The organism is Pseudaminobacter soli (ex Li et al. 2025), from assembly GCF_003012705.1.
GTDB lineage: Bacteria > Pseudomonadota > Alphaproteobacteria > Rhizobiales > Rhizobiaceae > Pseudaminobacter > Pseudaminobacter soli.
This window is the reverse complement of the sequence record NZ_PXYL01000001.1, coordinates 48437-62324: the sequence shown is the minus strand read 5'-3', so window position 1 is coordinate 62324 and position 13888 is coordinate 48437. Positions and strand designations below refer to the sequence as shown.

Genomic DNA, 13888 nt, shown 5'->3' with positions numbered 1-13888 from the left:
AATGAATGGCGAATAAAGTGTCGTTGGCCAACCGTAACCGGGAGGAAATTGGCCGCATGACCGAGCACGGACCGCTCAGCCTGCATGTCCCCGAGCCGGAGGTACGCCCCGGCGGCACACCTGATTTCTCCAACGTCCCCATCCCCAAGGCCGGCTCCGTGCCTCGCCCCGAGGTGGATGTCGACCCGAAGGAAATCCGCGATCTCGCCTATTCGATCATCCGCGTGTTGAACCGCGAAGGCGAGGCTGTCGGCCCCTGGGCCGGCACGCTAACCGACGAGGAGCTGCTGCAAGGCCTCAGGGACATGATGACCCTGCGCACCTTCGACGCGCGCATGCTGATGGCGCAGCGGCAGGGCAAGACCTCCTTCTACATGCAGCATATGGGCGAGGAAGCGGTAAGCTGCGCCTTCCGCAAGGCGCTCGCCCCCGGCGACATGAATTTTCCGACCTATCGGCAAGCCGGCCTGCTGATCGCGGGCGGTTATCCGATGGTCGACATGATGAACCAGATCTTTTCCAACGAGCGCGACCCGCTGAAGGGTCGCCAGCTGCCAGTCATGTATTCCTCGAAGGAGCACGGCTTCTTCTCGATCTCGGGCAACCTCACCACGCAATATATCCAGGCAGTCGGCTGGGCGATGGCCTCGGCCATCAGGAACGACACCAGGATCGCCGCCGGCTGGGTGGGCGACGGCGCCACCGCCGAGAGCGATTTCCATGCGGCTCTGGTGTTCGCCTCCACCTACACGGCGCCCGTCGTTCTCAACATCGTCAATAACCAGTGGGCGATCTCGACCTTTCAGGGCATCGCTCGCGGCGGCTCCGGCACTTTTGCTGCGCGCGGCCTGGGTTTTGGTATCCCCGCGCTGCGGGTCGATGGCAACGACTATCTGGCCGTGCATGCGGTGGCCAAATGGGCGGTCGAGCGCGCACGGCGCAATCTCGGGCCCACGCTGATCGAATATGTCACCTACCGCGTCGGCGCCCATTCGACCTCTGACGATCCGTCCGCCTATCGGCCCAAGGAGGAGTCGTCGGCCTGGCCGCTGGGCGACCCGGTGCTGCGGCTGAAGAACCACCTCATCAAGCGCGGCGCGTGGTCCGAAGAGCGCCACAAGCAGGCCGAAGCCGAAATCCTCGACGCGGTCATCGCCGCGCAGAAGGAGGCCGAAAGCCACGGCACGCTGCACGCCGGCGGCAAGCCTTCCGTGCGCGACATGTTCGAAGGCGTCTATGCCGAGATGCCGCCGCATCTCCGGCGCCAGCGGCAGGAAGCGGGGGTGTAGCTCATGGCCAGAATGACCATGATCGAGGCGATCCGTAGCGCCATGGACGTTTCGATGGCGCGCGACGACACCGTCGTCGTCTTCGGCGAGGATGTCGGCTATTTCGGCGGCGTGTTCCGCTGCACGCAAGGGCTGCAGCAGAAATACGGCAAGACCCGCTGCTTCGATGCGCCGATCAGCGAATCCGGCATCGTGGGTGCTGCCATCGGCATGGCTGCCTATGGCCTGCGCCCCTGCGTCGAGGTGCAGTTCGCCGACTATGTCTACCCTGCCTATGACCAGATCGTCTCGGAGGCCGCGCGCCTGCGCTACCGCTCCAATGGCGAATTCACCTGCCCCATCGTGGTGCGCATGCCCACAGGCGGCGGCATTTTCGGCGGCCAGACCCACAGCCAGAGCCCGGAAGCGCTGTTCACCCACGTCTCGGGCCTGAAGGTCGTGGTGCCGTCGAACCCCTATGATGCCAAGGGACTGCTGATAGCCTCCATCGAAGACCCCGACCCGGTCATCTTCCTGGAGCCGAAGCGGCTCTACAACGGTCCCTTCGACGGGCACCACGAACGTCCGGTGACGCCGTGGTCCAAACATCCGCTGGGAGAAGTGCCCGACGGCCATTTCGTCGTGCCGCTCGGCAAGGCTTCGGTGCGCCGCGAGGGCTCGGACCTGACCATCCTCGCCTACGGCACCATGGTCTATGTGGCCGAAGCCGCAGCCGAGGAAACCGGCATCGACGCCGAGATCATCGACCTGCGCACGCTTTTGCCGCTCGACCTCGACACCATCGTGGCCTCGGTCAAGAAGACCGGCCGCTGTGTCATCGTGCACGAGGCGACGCTGACCTCGGGCTTCGGCGCGGAGCTTGCCGCGCTCGTCCAGCAATACTGCTTCTATAATCTCGAAGGCCCCATCGCCCGCGTCACCGGCTGGGACACGCCCTACCCGCATGCGCAGGAATGGGAGTATTTTCCCGGCCCCGCCCGCCTCGGGCAGGCCATGCGCGAAACCATGGAGGCGTGAGCATGGCCGAGCACGTCATAAAGCTTCCGGACGTCGGGGAAGGCGTAGCTGAGGCCGAGCTTGTGGAATGGCACGTCAAGGTCGGCGACCTGGTGCGCGAGGACATGCTGCTAGCCGCGGTGATGACCGACAAGGCGACCGTCGAAATCCCCTCGCCCGTCCATGGCGAGATCACCTGGCTGGGCGCAGAGATCGGCGACGTGGTCGCCGTCGGCTCGCCGCTGATCCGGCTGAAGGTGGAAGGCGAAACGGCGGAGGAGCCAAGCGCTACCGAAGCCCCCAAAGCGATTGAAGAACCGAAGCCAGAGCCCGCCGCCAAGGCAATCGACGCCACGGAGGCAAAGCCCGCCGCACCGGCAGTCGCTCCTGCCGCGCCCGCACCAAAGCCGGCCCCGGCGAATGGCCGCAACCATTTCCCGGCCCGCTCGCAGTTAGGCGCGCCACGCGCGGAAGACGAAAAGCCGCTGGCCTCGCCGGCAGTGCGTCTGCGCGCCACGGAAGCGGGCATCGACCTGCGCCAGGTTCCGGGCACGGGACCCGCGGGCCGCATCTCGCATGAGGACATCGACGCCTTTCTGGCGCGCGGACCGCAGGCGCCGACCGGCGCGCCCGGCCTCGCTCGGAACACGTCCGTCGAAGACATCAAGGTGGTCGGCCTGCGCCGCCGCATCGCCGAGAAGATGGCGGTGGCAAAATCGCGCATCCCACACATCACCTATGTCGAGGAGATCGATGTCACAGCAGTCGAAGATCTGCGCGCCGCACTCAACAAGCAAAAGCGCCCCGATCAGCCGAAGCTGACGTTGCTGCCCTTCCTGATGCGGGCCATGGTGAAGGCCATTGCCGACCAGCCCAATGTCAACGCCATCTTCGACGACGAGGCGGGCGTGGTGCATCAATATGGCGGCGTGCATATCGGTATCGCAACGCAGACGCCGGGCGGCCTGATGGTGCCGGTGGTCCGCCATGCCGAGGCCCGCGACATCTGGGATAGTGCTGCCGAACTGGCCCGGCTGTCGGACGCCGCCCGCACCGGCACCGCCACGCGCGAGGAACTGTCAGGCTCGACCATCACCATCACGTCGCTTGGCGCCATGGGCGGCGTCGCCACCACGCCGGTTATCAACCATCCGGAAGTGTCCATCGTCGGCGTCAACAAGATCATGGTGCGCCCGGTGTGGGATGGCACGCAGTTCATTCCGCGCAAGATGATGAACCTGTCCTCCTCCTTCGACCACCGTGTCGTCGACGGTTGGGATGCCGCCGTTTTCATCCAGCGCATCAAGACGCTTTTGGAAACACCGGCGCTGATTTTCGTCGAGGGATGAGCTCATGAAAGACATCTCCTGCAAGCTTCTGGTCATCGGCGCGGGCCCGGGCGGCTATGTCTGCGCCATCCGCGCCGGCCAGCTCGGCGTCGACACAGTGATCGTGGAAATGACGAAGGCGGGCGGCACCTGCCTCAACATCGGCTGCATCCCATCCAAGGCGCTGATCCATGCCGCCGACGAATTCGAAAAAGCTCTGCTGGCAGCCGAAGGCAAGAACACGCTTGGCATCACGCTGGAAGCGCCCAAGCTCGACCTCGCAAAAACGGTTTCCTGGAAGAACGGCGTGGTCGGCCGTCTCAACAACGGCGTGGTCGGCCTGTTGAAGAAGGCCGGCGTGAAGATCGTGCATGGCCGCGGCAGATTCCGCGACGGCAAGACCGTCGAGGTCGAGACCGAGACCGGGACGCAGGTGATCCGCGCCGAAACGGTGGTCATCGCCACCGGCTCCGCGCCGATGGAACTGCCCGCCCTGCCCTTCGGCGGGCCGGTGATTTCCTCGACCGAAGCGCTCTCGCTGTCAAAAGTACCGGAAAGGCTGGTCGTCGTGGGCGGCGGCTATATCGGGCTCGAGCTCGGCACCGCCTTCGCAAAGTTCGGCTCCAAGGTGACGGTGGTGGAAGCCCTGCCGCGCATCCTGCCGCAATATGACGCCGAACTGACCCGGCCAGTGGCGAAGCGGCTCGGCGAACTCGGCATCGCGGTGCTGACCGAGGCGAAGGCGAAGGGTCTTTCGGCCAAGGGCGACGCCCTCGTCGTGGAAACCGCCGACGGCCGCGAACAGGAGCTTCCCGCGGACAAGATTCTCGTCACGGTGGGCCGCAAGCCGGTGATGGAAGGCTGGGGGCTGGAAGAGCTCGATCTAGACCGCGCGGGAAAATTCCTGCGCATCGACAGCCAGTGCCGCACCTCCATGCGCGGCGTCTATGCCATCGGCGACGTCACCGGCGAGCCGATGCTGGCGCACCGCGCCATGGCGCAGGGCGAAATGGTGGCCGAGATCGTCGCCGGCAACCGCCGCTCATGGGACAAGCGCTGCATTCCGGCCGTCTGCTTCACCGATCCGGAGGTGGTGAGCGCCGGCCTGTCGCCCGAGGAGGCCCGCGCGCATGGCCACGAAATCAAGGTCGGCCAGTTCCCTTACACCGCTAATGCCCGCGCCATGACCATGCAGGGCGAGGCCGGCTTCGTGCGCGTGGTGGCGCGCGCCGACAACCATCTGGTGCTCGGCATCCAGGCGGTCGGTCAGCATGTCTCGGAACTCGCCACCGCCTTCGGCCTGGCGATCGAGATGGGCGCGCGGCTGGAAGACATTGCCGGCACCATCCATGCCCATCCGACCCAGGGCGAAGCCTTTCAGGAAGCGGCGCTCAAGGCGCTCGGCCACGCGTTGCATATCTGAGGCGCTTCGCACCACCGTCGAATGTTGCATCGCGCACTCGCTGCGCGCAGAAAATGTGGCTGTTGCATGCGTCGGATTGCTGCATCGCACAAATTTGCAAGGCTGCCATGCAGCATTGATGCTTGTTTCAGAAGGCGAACGCGGGCATTTAGCACGAGTGATTTCGGCAACGGCCTACCTCCTCCCGGGCCTTGTCGGATACGGTCGACCTTCACCTCCTCCCGATTGTCGACCGACCTATAGAAACACCCGCCGAACCTCCTCCCTCGGCGGGTGTTTTCTTTTTGGGCTCTGCTGATGGCAAAGCCTGCTTCCATAGGAAGCAAAACCAATCAGATTTTCAGCGAGAATTTCGAGGCGGTCTTCGCCCGAATTGTTGGGCTATGCCTTGGGGCGCCCAAAGCTGCGCGCTGCTGCGCATTGCGGGAACTATGCCCGCAGAGAAAAAGGGCGCGGCGACGTTTCCGTCGCCACGCCCGATCGCAATCTTAGCCGGCGTAGCCGACGATGCCCTTGATCTCGAGGAAATCGTGGATGCCCCAGTCGGCATATTCACGGCCGTTGCCCGACTGCTTGTAGCCGCCGAAGGGAGCATGCGTGTCCCAGGCCGGGTAGTTGAGGTAGACCGAGCCGGCGCGCATCTTCGAGGCCACGCGGCGGGCGTTGTCGATGTTCTGCGACTGGATGTAGGCCGCCAGACCATAGACCGTGTCGTTGGCGATCCGCACCGCGTCGTCCTCGTCCTCATAGGAGATGACCGACAGAACCGGTCCGAAGATCTCTTCGCGCGCAATCGTCATGTCGGGCGTGACATGGCCGAACACGGTCGGCCGGATGTAGTAGCCGCGGTTCAGGCCCTCGGGCCGGCCGAGGCCGCCCGCCACCAGCTTGGCGCCTTCGGCGATGCCGGTCTCGATCAGCCCCTGGATCTTGTCGTACTGGAGCTGGCTGACGACCGGTCCGAGCTGCGTCTCGGTCGAGCGCGGGTCGCCGGTGCGATGGGCTTCGGCAGCCGCCTTGGCCACTTCCAGCGCCTCGTCGTGGCGGGAAGCCGGCACCAGCATGCGCGTCGGCGCGTCGCAGGACTGACCCGTATTACCGAAGCAGGCGTTGACGCCGTCGCGCACGGCATTCTCAAAATCGGCATCCGGCAGGATGATGTTGGCGCTCTTGCCGCCCAGTTCCTGCGCCACGCGCTTGACCGTATCCGCCGCGGCCTTGGCAACAAGGATGCCCGCACGCGTCGAGCCGGTGAAGGACACCATGTCGACATCCGGGTGCTCGGCCATCACCTGGCCAACATCCGGGCCGTTGCCGTTGACCATGTTGAACACGCCCTTAGGCACGCCCGCCTCATGCATGATCTCTGCAAAGACGATGCCGCTGATCGGTGCGATTTCCGACGGCTTCAGCACCACGGTGCAGCCCGCTGCGATGGCCGGCGCCACCTTGCAGACGATCTGGTTGAGCGGCCAGTTCCAGGGCGTGATCAGCGCGCAGACGCCGATCGGCTCCTTCACCACCATGGTGCCGCCGCGCTGATGGCTGAACTCGTAGTCTTCGAGCGCCTTGATGGTCGATTCGAGATGCACCTGGCCGGCAGCGGCCTGCGCCTCGCGAGCCCAGGTGATCGGCGCGCCCATCTCCTGTGAGATCGCCTGCGCCACGTCCTCGTAGCGACGGTTGTAGATTTCCAGCACCTTATTGAGCAGCGCCAGGCGCTGTTCGCGTGTGGTCTGGGAGAAGCTGGCGAAGGCGGCGCGCGCGGCGGCAACGGCCTTGTCGACGTCGGCCTTCGAGCCGAGGGAGATCGTGGTGTAGGCCTCCTCGGTGGACGGGTCGATCACGTCCAGCGTTGCAGGCTTCACCGGCGCGACCCATTCGCCGTCGATGTAGAATTTCAGATGGTTGCTCATGTCTTCCGTTCCGGATCTGGAGTGTATTCGGGGCGCCTCGGCGGGCGCCCCTTTTGAAGGTCAGGCGCCTTCGAAGCCCGTCAGCACGCCGACGGCATTGATTCCGATTTCCTCGACCGCATAGCCGCCTTCCATCACGAACAGCGTCGGCAGGCCGAGCTTGGCGATGCGCGCGCCGATCTTCGGATAGTCCTCGCTCTTCAGCTTGAACTGGCTGATCGGGTCCTTCTCGAAGGTGTCGACGCCCAGCGAGACGACTACGACGTCCGCGCCATAGGCGGCAACCTTCTTGCAGGCGTCTTCCAGCGCCTCGTTCCACTTGTCCCAAGGCGTTCCCGGAGCCATCGGATAGTTGTGGTTGAAGCCCTCGCCCTTGCCTGCGCCGCGCTCGTCGGCATGGCCGAGGAAGAACGGATATTCGGTCATCGGGTCGCCGTGCAGGTTCAGCACCAGCACGTCGTCGCGCTCGTAGAAGATCTCCTGCGTGCCGTTGCCGTGGTGGTAGTCGACGTCGAGGATGGCGACGCGTGCCGCGCCCTGGTCGCGATACCACTGCGCCACGACGGCGGCGTTGTTGATGAAGCAGTAGCCGCCCATGAAGGCCGAGCCGGCATGATGGCCGGGCGGACGGCAAAGCGCGAACGCGCTGCGCTCGCCAGCCTTGACGACCTCGGCGGCGGTCAGACCCACATCATAGGACGACTTGATCGCCTTCCACGTCCCTTCGACGAAGGTGGCGCCGGCGTCGATCGAATAGTAGCCGAGCAGAGCGTCGATTCGCGACGGGCGCACGTCGCCACGCATGCCGCGCGTGGGCCAGGTGAAGGGCATGGCCGAACCGGGGAAGCCTGCTTCCTGCCACAACGGCCAGACCGTCGGCAGAAAATCAATGTAATCGGCCCGGTGCACGCGCTTGGCGGCGTCCAGCGAATGCTCCGTCGGCGCCAGGATGGGTCCCAGCTTCTCGCTCTCAACCCTGGCCTTGATGTACTCCGCCCGCGAAGGCTTCTCGAAACCCGGCACGATTGCGCCGGCAACCAGCTCCATCTGTCCGGAATGACCGGCATGGAGCGGAGAAAAAACCGTCTTCATCATTTTCCTTTCAGTCGATTGGAGCGTGACCTAGCCACAGGCCCCGCATTTCCACAAGAGTGCCCCTGTGCCAAGACTGACGGTGTATCTGGCATCATACCAAGTTTCCGGCGGTTGCTAGCGTAGGACCGCATCGGAGACTGAAATGCCTTCCCACGCTGATCTGATCGTCATCAACGGCCGCGTCCTGACCATGGATGAGGCCAACTCCAAAGCCGAGGCCATCGCCATTCAGGGCGGCCTGATCCAGGCCATCGGCGACAACAATTCCATTCTCGATCTGAAAGGCCCCGACACGCGGGTCATCGACGCCAAGGGCGGCTCGGTCGTTCCCGGCTTCATCGAAGCGCATATGCATCTGTTCTCCGGTGCGGCCGAGCTGGCGCATCTCCAGCTTCAAGGCGTGCACGGCTTCGAGGCGCTGCAGAAGGCGATCCGCGACTATGCCACCGCCCGTCCGGACGCCAAGATGCTGGTCGGCCAGGGTGTCGACTACACGGTCCTGCCCGGCGAAACGGTAACGCGTCATCATCTCGACCGCATCCTGCCCGACCGTCCCTTCGCCATGGCCGCGCCCGACCACCACACCATGTGGGCCAACACCAAGGCGCTGGAAATGGCCGGCATCCTGCACGGCAAGAAGGTCGGCCCCGGCAATGAGGTCGTCATGGGCGAGGATGGCCTCGCCACCGGCGAATTGCGCGAAAACGAAGCCTTCGGCCCGGTGCTGAAGCTGGCAGGCGAAGAGCGCACGCGCCTTGGTCTGTCCACAGGCGGCGAGCCTGACCCTGCGCCGAGCACCGCCGAACGCGACGCCGACCGCGACATCATGCGCCGCGGCCTTGCCTGGTGCGCCAAGCACGGCATCACCTCCATCCAGAACATGGACGGCAACCTCTACCAGCTCGAACTGCTGTCGGAAATCGATGCGGCGGAAGGCCTTTCCTGCCGTGTGCAAATTCCCTTCCATTACAAGAACTTCATGACCCTCGACATGTTGGAGAAAGCCTCCCGCATGGCCGAACGCTATGCGTCCGATTACCTGCATTCGGGCATTGTGAAAGTCTTTTATGACGGCGTGCTCGATTCCTGGACGGCCGTCATGATCGAGCCCTATGCCGACCGGCCCGACTGGGTCGGCGAGCCGCTGTTCACACCGGAACAGTTCCGCGAACTGGCCGTGGCGATCGACAAGCGTGGATTGCAAATCGCCGTGCACTCCATCGGCGACGGCGCGGTGCGCGCAGTGCTTGACGGCTATGAGGCGGCGCAAAAGGAAAACGGCAAGCGCGACAGCCGCCACCGTATCGAGCACATCGAGGTGACGACCGAAGCCGACATTCCGCGCTTCATCGACCTCGGCGTCATCGCCTCCATGCAGCCTCCCCATCCGCCCGGCTCGATGGGCCTGCCCCTGGAGCCGACCGTCTCGCGGATCGGCCGCGATCGCTGGCACGTCAGCTACCCCTCGCGCACGCTCAAGGAAGCCGGCGCCCATGTGGTCTTTGCCTCAGACTGGCCGGTTTCGCCGATCGATCCGATCGCGGGCATGCAGGCTTCGATGACGCGTGAAAAATGGGCCGACGACATGCCTGACCAGCGATTCTCGCTGCATGAGGCGCTTGCCGCCTACACGGTCGAAGGCGCCTATGCCGAGTTCACGGAAGACCGCAAGGGAAGGCTCAAGCCCGGCTTCTTCGCCGACCTCGTGGTGCTCTCGGGCGACCTCGAAGCCACCGCGCCGGAGGCCCTGCAAGAGATTCGCCCGGCCACGACGATCTGCGGCGGCAAGGTCACCTATCAGGCATAGCGGCAAGCAGAGGCGGGAGATATCCACTTCAATCTTTGTTCAGTTTAGACAGTTGCCAAGCTAAGCTGCATGTGCTGACAATTGGCAGGACATAAAAAGCGCCGATAAAGGCGGGACACTCTATACAGGGGTATGCGTGCCGGAAATGCCGGATAAGAATGCGATTGAAGTCCGCGACGTAAGTAAACTGTTTGGTACGGGGGATGCTCAGTTCGCGGCACTGGACAACGTCTCCGTATCGATCCGCGAAAACGAGTTCTTCACTCTTCTGGGCCCATCGGGCTGCGGCAAGACCACTTTGCTGCGGCTGATCGCGGGTTTTGACTATCCAACAGACGGCCAGATCCTGCTCTACGGCCAGGATATTGCGCCGCTGCCGCCGTTCAAGCGGCCGGTCAACACCGTATTCCAGAGCTATGCGCTGTTCCCGCACATGACCGTGGGCCAGAACATCGCCTTCGGCCTGGAGATGCTGGGAAAGCCCAAGGCCGAGATCGAGGCGCGCGTCGCCGAGATGCTGAAGCTGGTGCGCATGGAGGCCCTCAAGGACCGCAAGACCAGCCAGATTTCCGGCGGCCAGCAGCAGCGCGTCGCACTGGCCCGCGCCCTGGCCCCGCAGCCGAAAGTGCTGCTGCTCGACGAGCCGCTCTCGGCGCTCGACTACAAGCTGCGCAAGGAAATGCAGATCGAGCTGAAGCGTCTTCAGCACGAGACCGGCATCACCTTCATCTTCGTCACCCACGACCAGGAAGAAGCGCTGACCATGTCGGACCGCATCGCGGTCATGTCGGCCGGCAAGATCCTGCAGGTCGGCTCGCCCTGGGACATCTACGACCGCCCGGCGGTGCGCTTCGTTGCCGACTTCATCGGCGAAACCAATTTCCTCCACGCCGACGTCGTGTCGGCCAATGACGGCCGCGCCACCGTGCGCCTGTCTTCGGGCAAGGAAATCCCGGCCACGTTCCCGAGCGGCTCCAGCCCGCAGGGCAAGGTTACCCTCGTGGTCCGGCCCGAGCACGCGCGCGTTGCAGCGCCGAACGGCACCTCGGCCCATGTCGGCCATATCGAGAACGTCGTCTACCTCGGCACCGACACGCATTTCCACGTGCGTCTAGACGACGGTACGCCCTTCATCGTTCGCCAGCAGAACAGCCGCAACGGCCACAACGGCTTTGCCAAGGCAGAGCGCGTGGGCATCGAGTTCGGCCAAGACGTCGCGCAGATCCTGAAGGACTGACAGATGGCGAGCGCACAGGAAACCGCCCTCAGCGCCGAACGTCAGGATATCAGGAACCGGTGGCTACTCTCAGCCCCGGCGCTGATCATCATTCTCCTGGCGGCCATCGGCCCGCTCTTTATCGTTCTCATCTATTCCTTCCTCGCGGCCGGCCCCTATGGCGACGTGGAATGGAAGTTCTCCACAGACGGCTGGATCAGCGTCTTCCTGCAAAGGGACATATTCGACGACACGCTGTCCTTCGCCGATGCTCACCTGGCCATCTTCTGGCGCTCGGTGAAACTGTCGATCGGCACCACGCTGCTGACGATCGTCTTCGGCTTTCCGACCGCCTATTTCATCGCCACGCGGCCAGAGCGGACGCGTGAGATGTGGCTGTTTTTGATCACCATTCCGTTCTGGACCAACCTGCTGATCCGCACTTTCGCGATCCTGCAGATCATCCGCAACGAAGGCATCATCAACACCCTGCTCATCAAGGCCGGCTTCATCAACCAGCCGATCCAGATCCTGTTCACCGACACCGCCATCATGATCGGCATGGTCTATGTCTATCTGCCGCTGATGGTGCTGCCGCTCTATGCCAGCATGGAAAAGCTCGATTTCCGCCTCGTCGAGGCTGGTTATGACCTCTATGCCTCGCGCTTTGCGGTGCTGCGCCGCATCATCTTCCCGCTGGTCAAGCCGGGCGTCATCGCTGGCTCGATCCTCGTCTTCATCCCCTCGCTCGGCGCCTATGTGACGCCCAGCCTGCTCGGCGGCGGCAAGAACATGATGCTTGGCAACCTCATCGAGCTGCAGTTCGGCCAGGGCCGCAACTGGCCGCTCGGCTCAGCCATCTCGATCACGCTGATGGCAATCGTCATGATTGCGCTGCTTGCCTATGTCCGCAACGCCGGTTCCTCGGAGGTGCGTCATGGCTAAGCGTCGCTTCGACCTGAAGGCCCTGCCGGGCTTCACCACGATTGCGGTCATCTGCTTCGTCGCGCTCTATCTGCCCATCATCATTCTGGTGGCCTATGCCTTCAACGCGGCGACATCGACGTCGGAATGGGGCGGCTTCTCGCTGAAATGGTTCGCCTCGGCCTGGAACAACGACCAGGTTATCGACGCCACCATCCGGTCGTTCCAGATCGCGGTGCTGGCGGCGACGTTTGCGACCATCGCAGCCACCATGGCGGCGCTGGCGACGACGCGGACCAAGGCCTATCGCGGCCTGACCTTCAAATACGCCTTCATCAACCAGCCGCTGATGGTGCCCGAGATCGTCACAGCCGTTGCGCTGCTGATCTTCTTCTCGCGCATCAAGGTGTGGACCGGTTATGCCGGCCTCGGCTACCTCATCGGCGCTCATACGGCCTTCTGCATTCCCTTCGCCTACCTGCCTATCCGGGCGCGGCTGGAAAGCATGGACCTGACGCTCGAGCGGGCCGCAGCCGACCTCTACGCCACGCCGTTCAAGGCGTTCCGGCGCGTGACGTTGCCGCTTCTGTGGCCCGGCATTCTCGCCGGCTTCATGCTCGCCTTCGTCATCTCGCTCGACGACGTAGTCATCACCAACTTCGTCAAGCTCGGCGGGCAGGACACGCTGCCGACCTACATGCTCGGCCAGATCCGGCGCGGCATCACGCCCGAGATCAACGCCATTTCGACGGCTTTCCTGCTGCTTTCGATCCTCATCGTGACGCTTTTCTTCTTTGCCAGCAGAAAACGCGACTAATCCAACGCGACCAATCCGCAGACAACCAATGGGAGCACTGCCATGAACTGGAAGACCACCGCGCCGGCAATCGGGCTGGCGTTGCTTGCCTCGACGGGCCTGGCCCGCGCCGAGGGCGAGCTCAACATCTACAACTGGGGCAACTACACCAGCCCCGACGTGATCAAGAAGTTCGAGGAGAAGTACAAGGTCAAGGTGACGATCACCGACTACGACTCCAACGACACCGCACTCGCCAAGGTTCGTCAGGGCGGCACCGGCTTCGACATCGCGATCCCCTCGCAGACCTACGTGCCGATCTGGATCGAGGAAGGCCTCGTTCAGGAAACCGATCCGTCCACGATGGAGAACTTCAAGAACGTAGCGCCGGAATGGGCCAACCCTGAGTTCGACCCCGGCCGCAAGTTCACCGTTCCGTGGGCCTGGGGCACCATCGGCGTGGTCGTCAACACCGACGCCTACAAGGGCCCGGCCGACAGCTGGAGCATCATCTTCAACACGCCTGACGAGCTGAAGGGCAAGGTCAACGTCGTGCCCGAGATGGGCGACGTGATGTTTGCTGCCATCATGTATCTCGGCGGCGAGCAGTGCACCGACGACAAGGCTCTTCTGAAGAAGGTTCGCGACATGCTGGTCGCGGCCAAGCCGAACTGGGTCGCGATGGAGTACAACACCATCGAGCGCATGGGCGCCGGCGATTTCAAGGCGACCAGCGACTGGAACGGCTCGGCCCTGCGTCAGCGCCTGGCTCATCCCGAGATCCACTTCAACTATCCGAAGGAAGGCTTCGGCATGTGGAGCGACAACGTCGTCGTTCTGAAGGAAGCCAAGAACGTCGAGAACGCCAAGCTCTTCCAGAACTTCATCATGGATCCGGAGAACGCGGCGGGTCTGTCGGCCTTCCACCGCTACGCCAACGCCATCTCCGGCTCGGAGAAGTACATGCCGGACGACATGAAGGACGCTCCGGAAGTGGTGATCCCGGCGGACGCCAAGCCGCACGGCGAACTGCAGAAGATGTGCTCGCCCGAAACGCAGGCGCTCTACACCAAGATCTGGACCGAGCTCCAGAAGTAA

11 protein-coding genes are annotated in these 13888 nt (G+C 63.8%); 9 read left to right on the top strand and 2 right to left on the bottom strand.

Going from position 1 to position 13888, the window contains the following annotated elements; translation table 11 throughout:
• The first annotated feature begins 56 nt into the window (after positions 1-56).
• The 4 genes from C7I85_RS00270 to lpdA are packed head-to-tail and all read left to right on the top strand — an operon-like array spanning position 57 to position 5036.
• Positions 57-1289, top strand: coding sequence for a 3-methyl-2-oxobutanoate dehydrogenase (2-methylpropanoyl-transferring) subunit alpha (locus C7I85_RS00270; protein WP_106721956.1), 1233 nt, complete (start codon positions 57-59; stop codon positions 1287-1289).
• A gap of 3 nt (positions 1290-1292) precedes the next feature.
• Entirely contained in the window at positions 1293-2306 is a 1014-nt protein-coding gene (locus tag C7I85_RS00265; protein ID WP_106721954.1) for an alpha-ketoacid dehydrogenase subunit beta, read from the top strand.
• A 2-nt stretch (positions 2307-2308) separates the two neighbouring features.
• Positions 2309-3634 carry a dihydrolipoamide acetyltransferase family protein gene (locus tag C7I85_RS00260; protein WP_106721952.1) on the top strand — a complete coding sequence of 442 codons (1326 nt, stop codon included), beginning with the start codon at positions 2309-2311 and terminating at the stop codon, positions 3632-3634.
• Between the two features lie 4 nt (positions 3635-3638).
• Positions 3639-5036 (top strand): dihydrolipoyl dehydrogenase, encoded by a 1398-nt coding sequence (lpdA, locus tag C7I85_RS00255; RefSeq protein ID WP_106721950.1) that lies wholly within the window; start codon positions 3639-3641, stop codon positions 5034-5036.
• Between the two features lie 488 nt (positions 5037-5524).
• Here lpdA and C7I85_RS00250 read toward each other — a convergent pair whose 3' ends face one another.
• A complete protein-coding gene (locus C7I85_RS00250) occupies positions 5525-6952 on the bottom strand; it encodes an aldehyde dehydrogenase family protein (protein WP_106721948.1) in 1428 nt (475 codons plus the stop codon).
• Between the two features lie 60 nt (positions 6953-7012).
• A complete protein-coding gene (locus C7I85_RS00245) occupies positions 7013-8044 on the bottom strand; it encodes a histone deacetylase family protein (protein ID WP_106722555.1) in 1032 nt (343 codons plus the stop codon).
• A gap of 145 nt (positions 8045-8189) precedes the next feature.
• Here C7I85_RS00245 and C7I85_RS00240 point away from each other — a divergent pair, with 145 nt between their 5' ends.
• The 5 genes from C7I85_RS00240 to C7I85_RS00220 all read left to right on the top strand — a co-directional run bounded on the left by C7I85_RS00240 (position 8190) and on the right by C7I85_RS00220 (position 13888).
• A complete protein-coding gene (locus tag C7I85_RS00240; protein ID WP_106721946.1) occupies positions 8190-9854 on the top strand; it encodes an amidohydrolase in 1665 nt (554 codons plus the stop codon).
• Between the two features lie 136 nt (positions 9855-9990).
• Positions 9991-11091 carry an ABC transporter ATP-binding protein gene (locus tag C7I85_RS00235; RefSeq protein ID WP_106721944.1) on the top strand — a complete coding sequence of 367 codons (1101 nt, stop codon included), beginning with the start codon at positions 9991-9993 and terminating at the stop codon, positions 11089-11091.
• A gap of 3 nt (positions 11092-11094) precedes the next feature.
• Positions 11095-12015, top strand: coding sequence for an ABC transporter permease (locus C7I85_RS00230; protein ID WP_106721942.1), 921 nt, complete (start codon positions 11095-11097; stop codon positions 12013-12015).
• Positions 12008-12811, top strand: a complete 804-nt coding sequence (locus C7I85_RS00225) for an ABC transporter permease (protein WP_106721940.1) — start codon at positions 12008-12010, stop codon at positions 12809-12811. Before C7I85_RS00230 ends, C7I85_RS00225 begins: the two co-directional genes overlap by 8 nt.
• 42 nt (positions 12812-12853) lie before the next feature.
• A complete protein-coding gene (locus C7I85_RS00220; protein ID WP_106721938.1) occupies positions 12854-13888 on the top strand; it encodes an extracellular solute-binding protein in 1035 nt (344 codons plus the stop codon).

Excerpts from the sequence above, each read along its gene's own strand:
- C7I85_RS00270 (WP_106721956.1), top strand. The coding sequence starts at position 57 with ATGACCGAGCACGGACCGCTCAGCCTGCATGTCCCCGAGCCGGAGGTA.
- C7I85_RS00265 (WP_106721954.1), top strand. The coding sequence starts at position 1,293 with ATGGCCAGAATGACCATGATCGAGGCGATCCGTAGCGCCATGGACGTT.
- C7I85_RS00260 (WP_106721952.1), top strand. The coding sequence starts at position 2,309 with ATGGCCGAGCACGTCATAAAGCTTCCGGACGTCGGGGAAGGCGTAGCT.
- lpdA (WP_106721950.1), top strand. The coding sequence starts at position 3,639 with ATGAAAGACATCTCCTGCAAGCTTCTGGTCATCGGCGCGGGCCCGGGC.
- C7I85_RS00250 (WP_106721948.1), bottom strand. The coding sequence starts at position 6,952 with ATGAGCAACCATCTGAAATTCTACATCGACGGCGAATGGGTCGCGCCG.
- C7I85_RS00245 (WP_106722555.1), bottom strand. The coding sequence starts at position 8,044 with ATGAAGACGGTTTTTTCTCCGCTCCATGCCGGTCATTCCGGACAGATG.
- C7I85_RS00240 (WP_106721946.1), top strand. The coding sequence starts at position 8,190 with ATGCCTTCCCACGCTGATCTGATCGTCATCAACGGCCGCGTCCTGACC.
- C7I85_RS00230 (WP_106721942.1), top strand. The coding sequence starts at position 11,095 with ATGGCGAGCGCACAGGAAACCGCCCTCAGCGCCGAACGTCAGGATATC.
- C7I85_RS00225 (WP_106721940.1), top strand. The coding sequence starts at position 12,008 with ATGGCTAAGCGTCGCTTCGACCTGAAGGCCCTGCCGGGCTTCACCACG.
- C7I85_RS00220 (WP_106721938.1), top strand. The coding sequence starts at position 12,854 with ATGAACTGGAAGACCACCGCGCCGGCAATCGGGCTGGCGTTGCTTGCC.